This window comes from Prevotella sp. P6B4 (assembly GCF_000619985.1).
Taxonomy (GTDB): Bacteria; Bacteroidota; Bacteroidia; order Bacteroidales; family Bacteroidaceae; genus Prevotella.
Genome location: NZ_JHVE01000012.1, coordinates 52965 through 71354 on the forward strand (window position 1 = coordinate 52965; position 18390 = coordinate 71354).

20 protein-coding genes and 1 pseudogene are annotated in these 18390 nt (G+C 45.9%); 10 read left to right on the plus strand and 11 right to left on the minus strand.

Going from position 1 to position 18390, the window contains the following annotated elements; translation table 11 throughout:
* Window position 1 precedes the first annotated feature (1 nt).
* From T491_RS0109215 to T491_RS0109235, 5 genes are all read right to left on the minus strand, one after another.
* Window positions 2-937 carry an EFR1 family ferrodoxin gene (locus T491_RS0109215; protein WP_028903636.1) on the minus strand — a complete coding sequence of 312 codons (936 nt, stop codon included), beginning with the start codon at window positions 935-937 and terminating at the stop codon, window positions 2-4.
* Complete coding sequence (locus T491_RS17050) at window positions 934-1518, minus strand: cyclophilin-like fold protein (RefSeq protein WP_051523079.1); 585 nt, start codon at window positions 1516-1518, stop codon at window positions 934-936. The genes T491_RS0109215 and T491_RS17050 overlap by 4 nt, the downstream gene beginning before the upstream one ends.
* Before the next feature lie 19 nt (window positions 1519-1537).
* The gene (locus T491_RS0109225) at window positions 1538-2221 is read right to left on the minus strand and encodes a dihydrofolate reductase family protein (protein ID WP_036915805.1); all 684 of its coding nucleotides are present in this window, start codon (window positions 2219-2221) and stop codon (window positions 1538-1540) included.
* A 95-nt stretch (window positions 2222-2316) separates the two neighbouring features.
* Complete coding sequence (locus T491_RS0109230; RefSeq protein ID WP_028903638.1) at window positions 2317-3222, minus strand: AraC family transcriptional regulator; 906 nt, start codon at window positions 3220-3222, stop codon at window positions 2317-2319.
* 58 nt (window positions 3223-3280) lie between these two features.
* The gene (locus T491_RS0109235; protein WP_036915808.1) at window positions 3281-4105 is read right to left on the minus strand and encodes an AraC family transcriptional regulator; all 825 of its coding nucleotides are present in this window, start codon (window positions 4103-4105) and stop codon (window positions 3281-3283) included.
* 212 nt (window positions 4106-4317) lie between these two features.
* On the opposite strand from T491_RS0109235, the gene T491_RS0109240 reads away from it, so the two are divergent.
* The 6 genes from T491_RS0109240 to T491_RS16155 all read left to right on the plus strand — a co-directional run bounded on the left by T491_RS0109240 (window position 4318) and on the right by T491_RS16155 (window position 9252).
* On the plus strand, window positions 4318-4923 hold the full coding sequence (locus tag T491_RS0109240; protein ID WP_028903640.1) for a flavodoxin: 606 nt from the start codon (window positions 4318-4320) through the stop codon (window positions 4921-4923).
* Window positions 4924-4935: 12 nt separating this feature from the next.
* Window positions 4936-5781: an aldo/keto reductase gene (locus T491_RS0109245; protein ID WP_028903641.1), complete on the plus strand. Its 846-nt coding sequence runs from the start codon at window positions 4936-4938 to the stop codon at window positions 5779-5781.
* A 14-nt stretch (window positions 5782-5795) separates the two neighbouring features.
* The gene (locus T491_RS0109250) at window positions 5796-6968 is read left to right on the plus strand and encodes an iron-containing alcohol dehydrogenase (protein WP_028903642.1); all 1173 of its coding nucleotides are present in this window, start codon (window positions 5796-5798) and stop codon (window positions 6966-6968) included.
* A 1-nt stretch (window position 6969) separates the two neighbouring features.
* Window positions 6970-8046 carry a carboxymuconolactone decarboxylase family protein gene (locus T491_RS17420; protein WP_028903643.1) on the plus strand — a complete coding sequence of 359 codons (1077 nt, stop codon included), beginning with the start codon at window positions 6970-6972 and terminating at the stop codon, window positions 8044-8046.
* Window positions 8047-8059: 13 nt separating this feature from the next.
* Complete coding sequence (locus T491_RS0109260; RefSeq protein ID WP_028903644.1) at window positions 8060-8893, plus strand: SDR family oxidoreductase; 834 nt, start codon at window positions 8060-8062, stop codon at window positions 8891-8893.
* A 116-nt stretch (window positions 8894-9009) separates the two neighbouring features.
* Window positions 9010-9252 (plus strand): nuclear transport factor 2 family protein, encoded by a 243-nt coding sequence (locus tag T491_RS16155; RefSeq protein WP_036915831.1) that lies wholly within the window; start codon window positions 9010-9012, stop codon window positions 9250-9252.
* Window positions 9253-9372: 120 nt separating this feature from the next.
* Here T491_RS16155 and T491_RS0109270 read toward each other — a convergent pair whose 3' ends face one another.
* The 4 genes from T491_RS0109270 to T491_RS17680 all read right to left on the minus strand — a co-directional run bounded on the left by T491_RS0109270 (window position 9373) and on the right by T491_RS17680 (window position 12252).
* Window positions 9373-10836, minus strand: coding sequence for an ATP-binding protein (locus tag T491_RS0109270; RefSeq protein WP_369699754.1), 1464 nt, complete (start codon window positions 10834-10836; stop codon window positions 9373-9375).
* Window positions 10837-10918: 82 nt separating this feature from the next.
* A complete protein-coding gene (locus tag T491_RS0109275; RefSeq protein WP_028903646.1) occupies window positions 10919-11401 on the minus strand; it encodes a DUF4112 domain-containing protein in 483 nt (160 codons plus the stop codon).
* Complete coding sequence (locus T491_RS0109280; RefSeq protein ID WP_028903647.1) at window positions 11394-12155, minus strand: MBL fold metallo-hydrolase; 762 nt, start codon at window positions 12153-12155, stop codon at window positions 11394-11396. Before T491_RS0109280 ends, T491_RS0109275 begins: the two co-directional genes overlap by 8 nt.
* Entirely contained in the window at window positions 12130-12252 is a 123-nt protein-coding gene (locus tag T491_RS17680) for a hypothetical protein (protein ID WP_369699755.1), read from the minus strand. The genes T491_RS0109280 and T491_RS17680 overlap by 26 nt, the downstream gene beginning before the upstream one ends.
* Window positions 12253-12550: 298 nt before the next feature.
* On the opposite strand from T491_RS17680, the pseudogene T491_RS18255 reads away from it, so the two are divergent.
* From T491_RS18255 to T491_RS17070, 4 genes and pseudogenes are all read left to right on the plus strand, one after another.
* Window positions 12551-13248, plus strand: a pseudogene (locus tag T491_RS18255) (AAA family ATPase).
* 113 nt (window positions 13249-13361) lie between these two features.
* Window positions 13362-14657, plus strand: a complete 1296-nt coding sequence (locus T491_RS0109300) for a Fic family protein (RefSeq protein ID WP_028903650.1) — start codon at window positions 13362-13364, stop codon at window positions 14655-14657.
* 70 nt (window positions 14658-14727) lie between these two features.
* Entirely contained in the window at window positions 14728-15951 is a 1224-nt protein-coding gene (locus tag T491_RS0109305; protein WP_028903651.1) for a leucine-rich repeat domain-containing protein, read from the plus strand.
* Between the two features lie 34 nt (window positions 15952-15985).
* Window positions 15986-16540 carry a hypothetical protein gene (locus T491_RS17070; protein WP_028903652.1) on the plus strand — a complete coding sequence of 185 codons (555 nt, stop codon included), beginning with the start codon at window positions 15986-15988 and terminating at the stop codon, window positions 16538-16540.
* A gap of 342 nt (window positions 16541-16882) precedes the next feature.
* Here T491_RS17070 and T491_RS0109315 read toward each other — a convergent pair whose 3' ends face one another.
* Complete coding sequence (locus T491_RS0109315) at window positions 16883-17710, minus strand: carboxypeptidase-like regulatory domain-containing protein (RefSeq protein WP_081773321.1); 828 nt, start codon at window positions 17708-17710, stop codon at window positions 16883-16885.
* A 124-nt stretch (window positions 17711-17834) separates the two neighbouring features.
* A complete protein-coding gene (locus tag T491_RS0109320; protein ID WP_028903654.1) occupies window positions 17835-18383 on the minus strand; it encodes an exonuclease domain-containing protein in 549 nt (182 codons plus the stop codon).
* Window positions 18384-18390: the final 7 nt, after the last annotated feature.

Here is an 18390-nt window from a genome sequence, read left to right on the forward strand (position 1 = left end):
ATTATTTTTGACTATTGGCCTTGATGAGATCAGCTAAGCTGACATTCGGATTACGATATCGTGCATTCCTGTTTGCCTCTTCGGGTTCCGGAGGCGTGGGAATGATTGAAATTGCTTTCTTCGGGCAGTTGTGAACACATGCCAGACAATTTTCGCATTCCCCATTGGCAACCGAATGACCATCAATCACTTTCCAGGAGCCATGCGGACAAACCGAAGTACAAACTCCACATCCGATGCAGTCATCCGTGGCAAAGACAATCTTCTCCGATCTTGTCACAGTCGGGCGCTGGCGGTCGCGTCCCGACATGCGGTAATATCCGTCACATATCATCCTGTCCTGCTCTGTAACCTCCTGAATATAGTTTTCGCGATTGTTGATAGAAGCAAGAACTGTGGCAACTCTTTCGGGAATACGCTGAAGCTTGGGGTCGGCCAATTCCCTTTCCATGTCGAAATACGGCAGGTAAGTATCGACCATCTGGATGGTGGAGATATAATTCATCTGAAAACCGTGCTTCTTGGCAAGGTCATCAACGAACTCTGGGAATATCGTGCTATGGGCTCCATAAGTGCCCACTGTAAAGAAATAATCGGCCTTGAAAGATGAACGAGCAATGAAATCCTGGACAATGGCAGGAGGAATGAAACAGTAGACGGGACACACGAATCCTATTTCTTCTGCCTCATAATCAGGATGCTCGTTGTGAATTTCCTGTGAGATGCTCAGCAAGGTCGCTTCATCTCCGCCCAACTGCCTGGCTATATAAAGGCTATTGCCGGTTGCAGAGAAATAGAAGATCAGACGTTTGATCTTCTTCTCATTTTCCTTTGGGGACTCTCCAAACGACGGAAGCGTCGGAACGCAGGCTGCAAGCATTCCAAGGCCCATGACCTTGAGTGCTTTTCTTCGACTGATAGGTTTGTTGACGTTCATAAGATAACTTTTTTATGGTTCTTGAAATAGATGCCATGTGTAGGGTTCTGTACCCGCTGACCATTCACCGAGTAATAGGTTCCATCTTCCGACCCATTGCTCTTCACCTCCTTGATGGCAACGGAATTATCCAGCGACAAAACTACGCCAATATTACTTTCCCCAGCTTTCAGGAAAGTGCGCAATTCGCTCTCCGAAAGGCCGTCAATCTTGCCCAAGCGGGTGTAGCTCCACGAATTGGTGCCATAGAAGAGACAGAGGTTACTGCCGTTGTAGAGGATGACATCGCCCGGCTGGGCTGTCGTTTGCTGATCGTTCTCAGGCAGCGAGAATCCCAGTGCCCCCCATATCTCAAAGCCGCCGCTGCTGTTGAGCGTTATACTGACAGGTGCCTCTTGCAATTTGGCGACCAATGCCTGCGTGGCACTATTATTGGTCAGCGTGACGGCCTCAGTCCTTCCATCGATAGTGATGTACATCTTTGTTGTCATTGTCTCGTAGTTCGTTGTCTGTGCTTGAATCTCGTCTCTGCTGCATGACATGACAAGCAACGCAGCTAAAATCATAAAAATCTGTTTCATCGCAATTATCAAATTTCAATTATGAATTCACGACCTGGTATCTCATCCACACGATTCCGTCCTGCTCCTCCACGCTCTTGAAGGCCAGTCGGACGGGGTTCCGCTCCATCGTTCTACCGTCGAAGGCAGCAGCCATGCCCTCGCGCCCGTCGATGCCGTAGCCGTACATTATGCTCACCTCGTCGATCAAACCCTGGTCGAGCAGCGATCCATTGATGTGTCCGCCACCCAACACGGCCAGACGGTTCACGCCGAACACTGTGCGCAACGTCTCTAAAGCCGATGCTAGGTCGATGCCATCGCGCCCCGTGGTAATATAAGATATGTGTTTCTGCTTCAGATAGTTCAGATACTCCTGACTGGCCTGCTCCGATAGTATCATCAGCAGCGGACGCCCGAACAGCTCCGTGGTGTCGTCGTCCCAAAGTAGCGTGCCGCGAGTATCAACGCCGATGGCATAACCGTTGGCCTCTGTGGCCCGATGAATCTGTTGCCCGGCATTCTCATGCGCTTTCTGCGGTTGGAATTCGCCAGTCTGTGCATAGTGCATCGCCAGCGTTGTCTTGCCCTCCAGCGTCGAAGGGCAATCGAGTTGTTTTAGTGCCTCGTAGTAGTGGTTCGTGTCGTCAATCTGCTCTGTCATTGCACAGTCTATCCTGCCGTCGAGCGAAGCCATCATGTGGCAAATTACGTATGGTCTCATTCTTGTTTGTTTTAAAATTCGCTGCAAAGGTACGACGATTTAGCCATACTCCGCTTAGACGGATTACGGATAAATCTACCAAAAATGATGATTGTTTATTTTTCGCGCTGTTCGGCGAAAAATTGTGAGGGAGTCTGCCCTGTTAGCTGTTTGAAAAGGCGGGTGAAATGGTTAGGATACTCGAAACCAAGCGCATCGGACACTTGCGTGATACTCATGCCGCCAAGCATCAGACTTTTGGCACGCATGATGATGAAACCTCTGATGTAGTCTTTCGGACTCTCTCCCAAAGCACCACGCACGATGTCGCCGAAATAGCCAGGCGACAGACACAGCTCGCTGGCACAGTATTTCACGCTGGGGAGACCCCCGGTGCGCTGACGGCCTTTGTCGTAGTAGTCGATAAGCACCTGTTGGAATCGGGCTAGGATGTCGCTGCTGCCAGCTGTCATCTCCTTAAATTGGCGGGTATAGAAACGGTTACAGTAGTCCAGAATAAGCAGGATGTAGTCTCGCACGATGTCGTCCTGTACATTATCGTCATCAGTTGTTTGCAGCTCCCTTCGAATGTTCGCCATCAACCCCGATAACGTGTCCTTCTCTTCGGTATTCAGAAAGAGTGCCTCGTTGTTGTTGTACGAGAAGAAATGGTAGTCCTTCATGCGTCGTTCAATCTCCGTGCCGTGGATGAATACAGGGTCGAACAGCAGCACCCAACCGTGATACTGCCGCCTGCTGCCGTCATCGCGCTTGCCCCCAATTTGTCCCGGAGCAAAAGCAATTAGCGAGCCGTCGCCCTCGTGGTAGATGCCTATGCCGTAGGTCAGGTTCTCAGGGAACTCGCGTTGCAGGAAGATGCCGTAGCAGTCGATGCGGTTCAGCGAATGGCGTATCTCGCCCACCTCGTCGTAATGGATAATGGCGACGTGGGGATGTAGGATTGGCACACGAATGTCACGTGCATAGTCGTTAGCCTCGTTGATATACAGATCCAACTTCATTGCGGGTACAAAGTTACTAATTTTCTTCGAATTAACTGCAGAATAACATAAATGAGTCTTACAAATCAAGCTTTGGTTGCAGACTCAGACGGTATTCGCTGGGCGACTGGCCAAGATGCTTGGTGCAGTAGCGGCTGAAGTAAGAGAGTGACGTGAAGTTCATCAGGTCGGCTATCTGGGTGAGGGACAGGCGTTCATCATTCAGATAGTCTTTCAATATAGGTACGGTGTGTCGGTCGATGTATGAGGTGACACTGTGTCCTGTCACACGTTTGATGGTGGCAGAAAGATATTTGGGCGATACGTTCAGCCGTTCGGCATAGTAGCTCACATCACGCTCTGTTCGGCTGATGCCAGTAGCAAGCAGAGCCATCAGTTGTTTCACGATGTAGGCTGTGCGGTCGGTATGGGTGTCTGTTGCATCACGTTGGGCATGGGCCTCGAAGATGTCGTACATCATCGTCAGGCAGAGACTGCCCATCAGTTCGCGATAGAACTGCAAATGGTTGTCGTCCTTGCGGTCACGAAGACGATGGAAGTCATCAAGCAGATGTCGTGCTTGTTCATTTGTCAGTTTGATAACGGGGTCTTGGTTCAGCGAGATACTGCCACCGATGCTGTAGTTGTTCGACGGCAGCAGGTTCTGCAGGAACTTGTAATCAGCAGCAAACCATTCTACCTGCAAGTCTGCATGTGCCGCAAGGTTGCAGACACGATCAGGCATCGGTATCACCACCAGGTTGTTCTTCACGATATGGTAGCATCGCTCGTTGAACACAAAACTTGCCTCACCTGCCAAGCAAAGCAGATGCATGCAGGTGTGGCTCAACTCACGGGAATTCATCCCATAAAAGTCTGTGGAATACTGAAAATCTATCTTCATATGAGGCAATGTTGCGATTAAGCAAGCGCAAAAGAGCTTGCTCATTTTGCCGAGCGTGAGCAACTTCGCGCTGTTTACAGCGCAAAATTACACATTATTTTATATATAAAAGAACGATTTAGGCAAAAAGTGAAAATTGTGAAGTAATTTATGAAACAAAAGTATTAGGAAATCGTCGTAACTTTGCAACGTGATTCAAAAGTATATTTAAAATGAATATCAAAAGTATCATCACAGCCGCATTGGTATTGCTCATCTCGACAGCATGCAGCGGCGGCGCAAAACAGGAGAAAGTTATGAACAAGGATGGTAAAAGTTTGGTAGTATTCTTCTCACATGCGGGAGACAACTACGCAGTAGGAAACATTGAGGTAGGTAACACGAAGATTGTGGCAGACTACATCACAGAAGTGACAGGTGCAGAGCAGTTTGAAATCGTTACGCATAAGTACGACGGGATGGCTTATACACCACTCATCAATCTGGCGAAGGAAGAGACCAAGAAAGGCGAATTGCCAGAGTACGAAGGAGATGTAGATATGAGCGGCTACGATACCGTTTTCATTGGAGGCCCCGTATGGTGGGGCACTTATCCGCAAGTGATGTTCACCTTCTTCAAGAAGCATGCAAACGACCTGAAGGGCAAGACTGTCATCCCTTTCACCACCCACGAAGGTTCTGGATTGGCCAACTGTGTGGAGGATGTAAAGAAAGCCTTCCCTGGTGCAAATGTTACAAAGGGCTTCAGCATCTACGGTCACGAGGTGCGCACAGAAAAGAAAAAGGTCGAGAAGTGGCTTAATGGTTTAGGATATTAAAAAATGAATAATATGGAGTACATTAAACTTTACAACGGTGTTCAGATGCCGACATTGGGCTACGGTGTATTTTTAGTAAGCCCTGACGAGTGTGAGCGTTGTGTAAGCGATGCGCTGAGTGTGGGCTATCGCCTGATTGACACGGCACAGGCCTACCAGAATGAGGAAGGTGTAGGCAATGCCTGGCGCAAGAGTGGCATCAAGCGCGAAGATTTGTTCCTTGTAACAAAGGTCTGGATATCTAATGCTGGCGAGGAAAAGGCTGCCAAGAGCATCGATGAGAGTCTACGCAAGTTGCAGACAGACTATATCGACCTGTTGCTCATCCATCAGGCCTATGGTGACGTGTTCGGCACTTGGCGGGCTATGGAGAAGGCCTATCGTGCTGGCAAAGTCCGCGCCATCGGTGTGAGCAACTTCCAGGCAGGCCGTTTCTTCGACTTTGCCCACTATGTAGAGCTGAAGCCGATGGTGAACCAGTTGCAGTGCAACACGCTCATCCAGCAGACAGACATCGAACCGATTCATGCTGAGTTTGGCACGAAGATGATGGCGTGGGGACCGCTTGGCGGACAGGGTGTTGACGGCATCGTGAAGAGCGAGGCGCTGACTGCCATCGGAGCGAAATATGGTAAGAGTGCTGCTCAGGTTGCCCTCCGCTGGCTCACCCAGCGCGGTGTCGTGGCTATTCCGAAGTCGAGCCACAAGGAGCGTATGGCGCAAAACTTTGACATCTTCGACTTCACGCTGAGCGATGACGAGATAGCTCAGATTGCCCAGCTGAACCAGCACGACACGGGCATCATCAACTTCGGCGACCCACAGTTTGTGAAATATTTAATTCAGAATTACGGATAATAAAAAATACAACTATGTTAGGAAACTTTTCTTATTACAACCCAACCAAACTGTATTTTGGTGATGAGTCTTTGAACTTCCTCAAGGACGAACTGAAGGGCTACGGCCCAGTGGTGCTGCTCAACTACGGCAGTGGCAGTGTAAAACGTAACGGCATCTACGACCAGGTGGTGGCTATCCTCAAAGAGGCAGGCAAGACCATCGTTGAGAACCCTGGCGTGATGACCAATCCCACCTTAGAGAAACTGCATGAGGGCGTCAAGATTGCCCGCGAGAACGAGGTAGACTTGATCCTTGCTCTTGGCGGCGGCAGCGTTTGCGACTACTCGAAGGCCGTGGCTGCATCTGTCTTTTATGAAGGCGATTACTGGGACAAGTTCTGGCTGAAGCAGCAGAATCCTGCTGAGGACCAGAGACTGCTGCCTGTGGGCTGTATCCTGACGATGGCTGGCACAGGCTCTGAGATGAACGCCGGCACTGTGATTACAGATGCAGAGCATACTTTCAAGGTGGGGCATGTGTTCGACAGTCGTCTGATGCCTAAGTTCTCTATCCTCAATCCGAAGTTCACGATGACCGTACCCGAGAACCAGATGAAGGCGGGTATCTACGACATCATGAACCACATCATGGAGCAGTACTTCTCGGACTTTGATGACAACACCAGCGACTACCTCTCTGAAGGACTGATGCGTTCTGTCATCCACAGCAGCCGCATCGCTGTAAAGAATCCTCAGGACTACGAGGCACGCTCGAACATCATGTGGACAGCCACATGGGCACTGAACACCCTTATCGGATTGGGCAAGCAGCAGGACTGGATGGTTCACATGATTGGTCACAGCGTGGGTGCTTGGACACATGCCCCACACGGCTATGCGCTGGCATCTGTCTCAATGGCCTACTATCGCCGCGCCATGCAGAACGGTCTGTCTAAGTTTGTGCGTTTCGCCAAGAACGTGTGGAATATCCAGAGCAACGGAATGACCGACGAACAGATAGCCGATGCTGGTCTGCAGGCCCTGAAAGCCTGGATGCAAGAGATAGGTCTGCCCTTGACCATCACTCAACTGGGTGCCACTGAAGATATGATTCCCGGTATCACCGAGGGCACCATCTGCTATCCCGCCGGTTATCTGAATCTGACGAAGTCAGACGTGACAGAGATTCTTAAGGAGAGCATGTAATATGAAACGAATCGTCTATTTATTTGTAGCATTATTGATGATGGCAACAGCAGATGCACAGACGTTGACAGAGCGTCAAAAGGGATTGGCAGCATGTGCCTGCCTCATGGCACAGGGTGATATGAATCGTTTGGAGCCTACCGTGCGTATGGCTCTCAACAAGGGCGTAACCATCAACGAACTGAAGGAGGCCTTCTCGCAACTCTATGCCTATACCGGCTTTCCACGTTCGCTGAATGCACTTGGCGTGCTGAGCAAGGTGTTGGAGAACGGACGGAGCAGCGAGAGCCATCCGAGCTTGCTCGAAGATGGACGAGTCGTGACGGACGAAGGCAAAGCCAACAAGCAGCCGGAATGGCAAGAAGGCAAGCCTTGGAAGCGTCCTGCAGAGTGGAATGATGCTAAGAAGGCTTACGAACTGGGCGTGAAGAACCAGACACAACTCTCAGGAAAGCCCTTTAACTATGAGTTCTGTCCGCAGGACGACTACTATTTGAAGTCACACCTCTTTGGTGACATCTTCGCTGGCGACCAGCTCTCTGCTGCAGATCGCGAGATAGTAACCGTAGCAGCCCTGAGCGGTCTCGATGGTGTTGCTCCACAACTGGCTGCCCACAAGCAGGGCGCCGTGAATATGGGCAACTCAAAGCAACAGGTCGATGAGCTCTGCACTTGGCTCTGCAACGAAGGTTACACCCTGAACACCAAGTGGCCCAAGGGCGAGCCTAATCCTTACGGAAAGTATTTCATTGGTCAGAGCTATCTGGCAGATGTCGGTGGTGGTGTGATGAACGTCACCTTCGAGCCTTGCTGCCGCAACAACTGGCACATCCACCACAAGCAGGTACAGGTACTGATTTGTGTTGCAGGTCGCGGCTGGTATCAGGAATGGGGCAAGGAGCCGCAGGAGATGACTCCCGGAACTATCATCGCCATCCCTGCCGAGGTAAAGCACTGGCACGGAGCACAGAAAGACTCGTGGTTCCAACACCTGACATATCATAAGGATGTAAAAGAAGATGCCTCAAACGAGTGGTGCGAGCCAGTAGATGATGCTACCTATAATGCACTGAAATGATAATCAAACAACAATGAAACAAGTATCAGTATTAGTAGGTGCTGGCAGTATCGGACAGGCTATTATCCGTCGTGTGTCGGCTGGTAAGCACATTGTGCTGGCAGACTACTCCATAGAGAATGCTCAGCGAGCAGCAAGGACATTGGAAGATGCAGGATTTGAGTGCTCAACTATCCAATGCGACCTTGGTTCAAAAGAGGACATCCTGAAGTTGGTGGGGTTTGCCACCAACAAAGGATACGTAACGAATGTTGTGAATGCCGCTGGTGTGTCACCTTCACAGGCTCCCGTAGCTGAGATCCTTCGCGTTGACCTTTATGGAACAAGTGTTCTATTGGAAGAGTTCGGCAAGGTGATTGCAGAGGGTGGATCAGGTGCGATTATCTCGTCACAAAGCGGTCATCGTCTGCCAGCCTTATCGCAGGAACAGAACGAGGCTTTAGCCACAACTCCTGTTGACAAGCTGCTGGAATTGCCGTTCCTGAAGGAAATCAACGACACGCTGAAAGCCTATCAGTACTCGAAGCGTTGCAATGTGCTCCGCGTGATGTTCGAGGCTACTCGCTGGGGACGACGTGGTGCCACCATTAACTCAATCTCACCAGGTATCATCATCACGCCATTGGCCAACGATGAATTGCATGGCCCACGCAAGGATGGTTACCTGAAGATGATTGAGGGCATGCCCGCCCGCCGTGCCGGAACACCCGACGAAGTGGGTGATATGGCTGAGTTCCTGATGTCCTCCCGAGGACGTTTCATCAGCGGTGCCGACTTTCTGATTGACGGTGGCTGTACAGCTTCTTATTGGTATGGTGACTTACAGTATCTCAAGGCTACACATTAATGAATCGCCTTATTACGATACTGTTTCTTGGAATGACGGCAATAATCATGCAAGCAAAGACGGACAAAGAACAACTGACGAACGAAGCAAGAGCTGAGGGCAAGCTTGCTTGCACTATGCCTTGCAAGGAGAAAGAAGACGAAAGTCAAATAGAAGCCCTCTACCGAGTAATGTATGAGGCTATGATGGCTAAGGATACGGTGACATTAAACCGTATCCATGCCGATGATTTTGTGCTGATCCACATGACTGGGATGCATCAGTCAAAGCAAGAGTACATTAGGGCTATTGCAGGTGGTACGCTGAATTATTATTCTGCCGAGCATGAACAGATGGAGATCAAAGTCTGCGGTAATTGATAATCAGCATTGTCTTGCCGCCGCCCAGGCTGCTGTTGAAGAGTAATCCCTTCAATCACTATAAAAAAGAACCCCGTCAAGTTTTACCTTGGCGGGGATTTTTTGTTTGTCTTGTTTATATTAATCTTTTAAACAACCAATGGGAACCACAAATATGCCGTCTGGCCTTTGGTATGCATAGGGACCAACTGCAGTTATAACCATCTTGAATGAAGGTTTCTTCATTTTTGTGGTGTCTATGGTGTCGGCAAGCTTATTCAAAGCATCTGCACCATCGTTTATCAGTTTTTCGCCACCAAGCTTCACCTCAATTAGTCCATATGTGCCGTTGCGACGATGTAACACCGTGTCACACTCCAGGCCTGAACTGTCGCGATAATGATAGAGCTTTCCATCAAGTGCTTCAGCAAATACACGTAGGTCGCGTACAGCCATATCTTCGAAGATAAGACCAAATGAGTCCAAATCGTTTATCAGGTCTTTTGGACCTAAACCTAATGATGCCGTACCAATGCTTGGGTCAACGAAATGACGAGTATCGCTAGTACGAATCGCAGCCTTACTGCGGATGTTAGGATTCCATGCATCGAGGTCTTCAATCACAAAAAGCTTTCTTAGAGCCTTGATATAGTCAGCGACGGTATCCTCGTCAAGTGTTTTTGCATCGTTTGATAGCATATCGGCCTTAATGGTACTATAGGGCACTTGCTGAGAAATATTACGGGCATAAGAACGAAGCAACAGACGCGTACGTTCTGGGCTGCGTTTTACACCATCTACTCGTTGTATATCTCTTTCTGCTATGTCATCAACATAGCCAAAAGCCTGATCCAGTGCAATATCACCTTCTAGCATTGTTGCTTGAGGCCAACCGCCACGACAAGTCAGATAGGCAATGCGCTCCAAATCGATGCTATTGGGTTGGGGAGCAAACGTCTCGCCATCAAAGAGATTTGTTAGGCTGACGCTACCCGTAGATTCTCCAGACTCATATAGACTCATCGGACGCATCTTGACTCTGCCAATACGCCCCGTCCCACTATGAACTGTATCTTCAGCCTGTGGTGCAACTGTAGAACCAGTCAGGATGAATTGAGAAAACGTATTTCGCTTATCCACTTCATTTCTGATAGTATCCCATAGTTCTGTTATCGTCTGCCATTCGTCAATCAGTCTGGGTGTTTCGCCTTGAAGGAGTGTCTTTGAACTGATTTCCATCATCTGCTTGCTCTGTTTTAAAACTTCTGTGTCTCCTAAATCAAGCAGACTCTTAGCTTGCTGGCGCGCTGTCGTTGTCTTGCCGCACCATTTTGGTCCTTCAATCAACACTGCACCCTTACCTGCCAGCTTGCGAGCCAAAAGTCTGTCAACAATTCTTGGTTTATACATATTATCCATCATTTTATTCGTTGTTGATTTTGTGCGCAAAGTTACAGATTTATATTGAATTGTCCAAATTTTTTTTGATTTTTCGGTTGTTTGTGGTGATTTTGTTCGGTCGTTTGTGAAAGTTTGGTTCGGTTGTTTGTAATTTTGTATGGGGATTTTTATTGAAAAGTGTAGTTTTTGGGTGCTAAAACTCATTGAAAAGTGTAGTTTATTTGCACTGAGTAAAATTACTCATACCACTGAGTAAAATTTCAATTTAATTCTAAATGCTTGACTATTAGGTGATTAGTGAATATAAGTGACTACCAAAACTTGCCAAAGCCCATATCATAAGAGCAATGAGTATAAGTAGGATGATTAGTATAACGGCTGATTGTATAGCTTTTTGATTCACCTCCTTTGTTACGGTCACGTTGCCGTCAACAAATCCTTGAATCATCGCCATGTTCTTAGTGTTAGCGCGGTGGAATACATCAATAACGTCGCCAATAAAGAATGGTATCATACCCAATAGCACATCACGGAGTGCATTGTTGATAATTGCAAGAGTAAGGGGGATGCTTTTGATGACGCGCGTTGAGAAATAGATGAAAGGAACTACACAAAACATGGTTATTACATCGCCCCATCCTGGAATGATTCCAATGACAGCGTCAAGATAATAGCGATCCATGTAACGAGTGATATCGTTCATTGTCTGATAGATTTTATTGTCCATCAGACGTTTCCTTTGTAGTAGTCGCTTCTCGTCTTTATCCATTACTTAACAGTATTGTTTCTCCTTCTCTTTTAATCTCCCAGAATGGAATCTGCCTTTCGTTCGTATATTCCTTCATACGCCAGGACGATTCGAAGCCGCTGGCGACGAAGTGCATAGGAACGAACATGCCAACCTTGAAGCGCTCGATGAATTGTCGGCCTCCGAGGGTATAGCCATTGCCTATGCGTCCGTCTATTGGGAACATCACAAGGTCGAAACCATCCGCAACTTTGCGAATATCTTTCAACTCGCCTAAATATTGTTTCTCGTGGGCTATCGGATCTATCTCTTCATCGAACTCCTCGCTATAGATAGTTTCTCCTGGTACCACATCTGGTAGGAATCTTGCATACCAGTTGTTCAAGTCGCCAGCATGGAAAATACGTTTGCCTTCTATCTCTACTATCCATGATACGCCGCTATCCGTGCTGCCAAGTGCTTTGACGTTAACTTTCTCATCAGACCACGAACCACCTTTTGCCAGCCATACATCAGCATCATCCTTATTGGCTCTTCTGTGTTTAAGAATATCCTTGCTTAAGATGTATGTGATATCCGATTTTTGCCTTTTCCAATCAAGAATAGCCCTTGTAAAGTGGTCTTCGTGGAAATGGCTGGAGAAAACATAGATAGGCTTTTGTTTCTGAAGCACATCTTCTATCACTCCACTCGGATCCGACCAATAGTCGAATACCAAGATGGCATGTTCCGTCTCAAGCACAAAGCCGCTATGGAATATATATGTTAGTTTCATTTTTCTTGTCGGGATACTTGTCGGTCAGATACTTCTCGTAGCTTTTTTGTGCCACAAAACTCTTATTGAAGTCAATAATCTGGTCTATCATACTCATAATGCCTAAATACATTTGGCGGCGCAGGCTTCGGCATCGGCCAGTGCGTGGTGATTATAAATGTAGTGGCAAAGATAGACATTTTTAAGAATTTATTCATTAATTAGACATAACAATTAGGATAGTTTATGAAAAATTGGGCGTAAAATATGAGTGATAAGGGTGGTACGTACCCCACCTAAATAGGTGGTATAGTGGTAAAACTGAAATTTTTGGGAAAATGTTTGGTGATTCTATTTATGATTTATATCTTTGCACTGAGTAAAATTACTCACTCCACTGAGTAAAATTTTGAATTATGTATAAAAGAGCTGAATATCAGGTAATTACAAGTAGGCTGAAAGAGCCGAGAAAGTTCATTCAGCTTGTTATGGGACCACGTCAGGTGGGAAAATCTACAGTTGTTAAGCAGGTGCTTCAAGACTTGGATTTGCCTTATCAGCAGTTTTCTGCCGATAATGTGCCTGCCTCAAATACTGCTTGGGTATCTAACTGTTGGGCTGCTGTTCGAAGTCTGAAGGAGAGCAAAGGCCTTGATAGTATCATTCTTGTTATCGATGAAATTCAGAAGATATCTAATTGGAGTGAGGTTGTAAAGAAGGAGTGGGATGATGATACCTTGCACGATCGCAACATTAAGGTGCTGCTGCTCGGTAGATAGTTTATAATCCTCATACGTTCGATCAGGCTATTATGGATCGAAAAGAGTGGGGGCGCATCTTTGAATCGGGGATAGGTGCTTGGATTGTTAGTCAGTCTTTTGTTCATCGTATTGAAGTGTTCTATTGGCGTGAACTTGCCGACGAGGTTGATTTTATTCTTCGCAAGAAGGGAACAGTCGTTGCCATCGAGGTGAAGAGTAATGCAGAAAAGAATACGAAAGGACTTGATAAGTTTAGAGATAAGTTCTGCCCTAAATCTGCATTTATCGTGGGTGACGGTGGTATAAGCGCTGAAGAGTTCCTTTCTATGGATATAAGGACTCTTTTCAAATAATAGTTTCATATTTGTGGCGTTTTTGTTTGGCGATTCGACATTATTTTAGTATTTTTGCCGCAGAATTTGCGACGTTAGTCGCTGTAATATGTTGCACAAAGTAGGAATGCGTTATGTATATACACGAAAGAGAGAATTGGACAAACTTCCGTTGGAACGCTTCTGAGGTGTCACTCCTTCAGGAGAAGGTATTCCGCATGCAGGGCTTGCTATACGGCAGGCTGAGTTCGCTGGGCTTTGATAGCAAGCTGCGAGCGATGGCTGAGAACCTGACATACGATGTGGTGTATTCTTCGGAGATAGAAGGCATACGGCTGAACGTGGATCAGGTTCGCTCTTCTATCGCCAGAAAGCTTGGCATTGAGAATGTGAAGTATAGTGCGCCTTCGCACTATGTCGATTCCGTTGTCAGCGTGATGCTCGAAGCGGTTCAGCACTATGATATGCCTCTCAGTAAACAGAAACTATGTGCATGGCAAGCAGCTTTCTTCCCATCAAGCTATAGTGAAGGCGGTCAGATAGAAACGGGGCAGTATCGTACAAACGAGGAGCACATTGTCAGCGGAATGTTCGGACGTGAGAAAATTCACTATATTGCACCATCTCCAGACCGCGTAGAAAAGGAGATGCAAAAGTTCCTCACTTGGTTTGATGGTGAGGAGCCGGTGAACAGTGTCATCCGTTCTGCCATTGCTCATTTCTGGTTTGTGAGCATACATCCCTTCGAGGACGGCAATGGGCGATTGGCCCGCATTCTTTCAGACATGCTTCTTGCTCGTGGAGAAAAGAGCGATTTCCGTTTCTACAATGTCTCATCACAGATTAACAAGGACAAGAATCACTACTACGAGATTCTGGAGCGTATGCAGCATGGTGACGGAGATATAACGGAGTGGTTGGTATGGTACATGCAGAAATTGGTGGATGCACTTGACGAGGCAGACACCATCGTCACCACAATCCTGAATAAGAGCTTCTTCTGGCAGAAGGCATCGTCTGTTCCAATGACAGAAAGGCAAACGCAGATGCTCAATCTGTTCCTTGACGGCTATGAGGCAAAGATAACGTCAAAGACGTGGGCAACATTGGCAAAATGCTCGAAGGATACAGCTATACGTGATATTCAGGATCTCGTTGAGAAGAATATCCTGATTGAGGATATCCCAGGAGCCAAGCGACCAAGTTACTCCATCGTCTATGACGCCGAAGACCTTACGCAATTCTTCACCGATATAAACATCACAGAGGAGAATGGCATTCCATATCTCAATGCTTTATATAAAGGTAAGAAAACTATCTGCGAAAGAATCTTAAGGCTCGATGCAGACAGATATCAGAATGGTGATTTGCCATTAGCTAATCTGCTCAGTAAATACTGCTCGTATGTAGTTGGAAGCAATAAAGAATAGTTCAATAAACAGATAAATCGGAATATATCTGCCCACATTATTTTTCATATAAACAAACAATTTGTACAAAATGATGAAGAAGCTTTTTACATTTCTAACGATTGCGTTATCAATAATGCAATTGTACGCACAGCAAACAGAGATAAGACGCTCTGAATATCGTAGTATGGACGATGATGGAAATTTCATAAATGTTGTACAATTAGAGATAGGTGGTCGATATTTTTATGATATTGACGAAAATACCCATACGGCTATTTTTAAAAGGTGGTATGGCCGTGAGAACGATACAGAACTCATAATTCCTTCGTCTATAGATTATAACGGAGTGACATATAAGATTGTTGCTCTCGGTGACGACGTAGGTAACCAAAACGAAAAGCTCGAGAAGGTAATTATACCAGAAGGTGTAACCAGAATTAATGGATTTGCACGTTGCCATGGATTAAAAAATATAACAATACCCTCTAGTGTAAAAGAAATTGGCAGCAATGCTTTTAATCATTGTATTGAGTTGGAGAGTATAGTCTTACCTGAGGGACTTTCCACACTAGGTTATCGCGCCTTCTATAATTGTGTTAAGCTCAAATCGATTGTTATTCCTAGTAGTGTTGCTCGTATCGAGTCAGGCGTATTTCACAATTGTCAGCAACTTTCATCCATAACGATACCTTCGACTATTTCAGAGATAGGAGAAGAGGTATTCTATAACTGTGTAAGTTTGAAGACTATAAACTTTAATGAGGGACTCCAATCTATAGGAAAGGGGGCTTTCCTTCATTGTGAAGCATTAAAATCTATTGTTTTACCGAATAGTCTTAAAGCATTAGCTTCTTATGCTTTTTCTGATTGCACTTCTCTTGAAAGTGTTAAGTTCCCTAAATCGTTAAAGGTGATTCCAGAAGCAGCATTCGCGAAATGTGAAGCTCTCACTAGCATTGAGTTCCCAGAAAGTATATACAAAATTGAACGCTCTGCCTTCAGGGAATGTACAAGTTTGAAAAAAGTAGAGCTACCAAGAAATTTGACTGCATTAAACAACTGTGTATTCCAAGGATGTTCATCGCTTATTGAAATCGTTGTTCCTGAGGGAGTGACTAAAATTGGTTACGGTTCTTTCTGTTCATGTAATAGCCTCACGGATATATACTGTTATTTGGAGATGCCACCAGCGATAGATGGTGCTTTTGATGATGTCCCTCTGGAACAAGTTACCGTGCATGTTCCCGTTGTTAAAAAGTATAAGAAGGATATTAGTTGGAAAGCATTTGGCAAACTTGTGCCAATACAATAAATATAATAATTGATTAAGTTGATTTGATTATTATATGACAGAATTGGAATGTTTAAGAAATAGTCTTGTGTTAACAGAGACATATCCTACCAAAATTGAAAGCATTTTCAAGGGAATAGCTAAGAATTTGCTCAACAATTTTGTCATCAGAAAAGGAAAAAATTTATATCACATGGTCGAGATAGAGTTTTATTATAACTTAACTGACACAGCGCATATAACGTACAAGCGTATGACTGAGGCTGGAGAGTGGTTCAACCATGACTATGGTGTTGATCTTGCATTCAAGAGTAATGAAAAGTCATACGGAGGAATACTCATCCGCTCCATCGAGTGCAACGGTAAATTTTGCAATGGACCATTAAAGACCAGAGCCTTGCTATTCCAGTTTGATGCTTTAGGAGAAATGGGGGCTGTTCCTGCGCTAGAATATTGTCCAAGGGCAAGAGCAATTGAGCCTATTGCAGTTACACGGTATAATATATCTGAAAGACAAAATTTCAGGTACTGCATTCCAAGGGAACTCTGGACCGAACACAAGGGATATGCAGCATATCCATGGGATTATAAAGGAAATCCTAAAATATAGATAGTAGATGCATATAATGTAGAGAATATATAAAATCAACAAATAAATTCCAATTTAGCAAAATACATAAATATGACATAGAAAGAGATTTTTCTGCCGTAAAAACACGTTTTCGTTGCCATGAGCGTGTAAAAACGTGCAGAATGTGTCGTAAAAGTGTCGCCAGTAGTTTACAATAACTCTGTAAGTTGTTGATAATCAGCATCTGTTAGCCGCCGCGCAGGCTGCTGTTGAAGAGTAAATATCACACTGATATAAATTAAAGGGACCTGCCCGTTTGGGCAGGTCTCTTTGTAATATCTCATTTGAGAGGATGTCGAAGTACAATCTTATTGCTTTGAGTTATTGTTCTATTTCATACCCTTTCACCTGAATTGCTGGACAGACGGGGAGTTTCTTGGTCTTTCCTTTCACAGCATTGCGATACAGCCCATTCTTCATGTAGGCATTCAGGTATAAGAACCCCTTCTTACCAAAGCCATCCACCACGCGAATGCTAACATAATAGTCTGTCTTGGGCTTTAGTACAATGTTCTCTTCTGGGCGGATGTCTAAGATGTACTTGCTCTTATCGTTGGTGAGTGTTTCGTATATCGGCTTCTGGTGAATATTCACGAATTGCTTGCCTTTCCTTTCATAAATGTTAATACTTACCTTACATTGCTTGAAGGTACAGCTGGATATCTTCACCAGGATATCGCTGATGACATAACTCCTTTTACACGAAAAAGCTACACCGCCTTCAGGCCCTAAGTTCGATCCTTGTCCTGAAGTGCCAACGAGTCCTGGGGCAGGTATGCCTTTGCCTACGATGGTCTTGGGCTTATTCTTCTTGCCAATCACCACCTCAGCCAGTTCTACCACTTTGTCTTTCAAAACTACGGTGAGCTTGTCTTTTTTAGCATATTCCTCGTAGGAAACCTCTGCGTTAAGATACGATACATGGCTGAATGACAGTTCATCTTTCCGTCCAGCTGGAATTGTAAGCTCAAAGTGTCCTTTTGCGTCTGAGATGACGCCAACACTATCATTCTCGAATCCGATGCTAACGTATTCGATGCCCTCACCTCGTTCGTTGACAACGTTGCCCTTGACTATGGTCTGTGCCGATACTGGCGATGCTACTATCATGATGGCAATTAGCATCGCAAAAATAATGGTCTTTTTCATCTATTCATTGAAATAATGTGTCAAGAATTATAAACGCGCTGAGACAACCTGGTTGCGATTCCTTCCACTTGACTTTAGAGCCAAATGGCTAATACGTTTTACAAGCAGAAATAGTTGCATGATTCTAAAGTATATATAGGGCGATGGCGGCGCAGGCTTCGGCATCGGCCAGTGCGTGGTGGTGATTCTTCAGGTCGTAGCCACAGGCGGCTGCAACCGTGTGGAGTTGGTGGTTGGGTAGGGAACGACCAAATTGCCTGCGGGCGGCTGTGAGGGTATCGTAAAAGCGATAATCGGGATAGTCCATCTGATAGACTTTGAAAGCTGCTTTCAGACATCCCTCATCGAAACGGGCATTGTGGGCCACGAAGGGTAGGGAAGCTATCTGGTAGCGGAGATCATCAATTATCTGTTGCTCTGAGAAGAAAACATTGGCTATCTTTTCCTCTAATCGCTCCCATACTTTTGAGAATACGGGAGCATCGTCAGTATCTTGTTGGCTCAGCCCATGTACCCGTTGGCACCAATAATTATAGTAGTTGGGCTCGGGCTGGATGAGACTATAGAAACTGTCAACTACCTGCCCATTACGTACCATGACCACTCCGATGGAGCAGACACTTGACGGCTGCTGATTGGCCGTCTCGAAATCGATAGCAATGAAATCCCGGATCATTTCA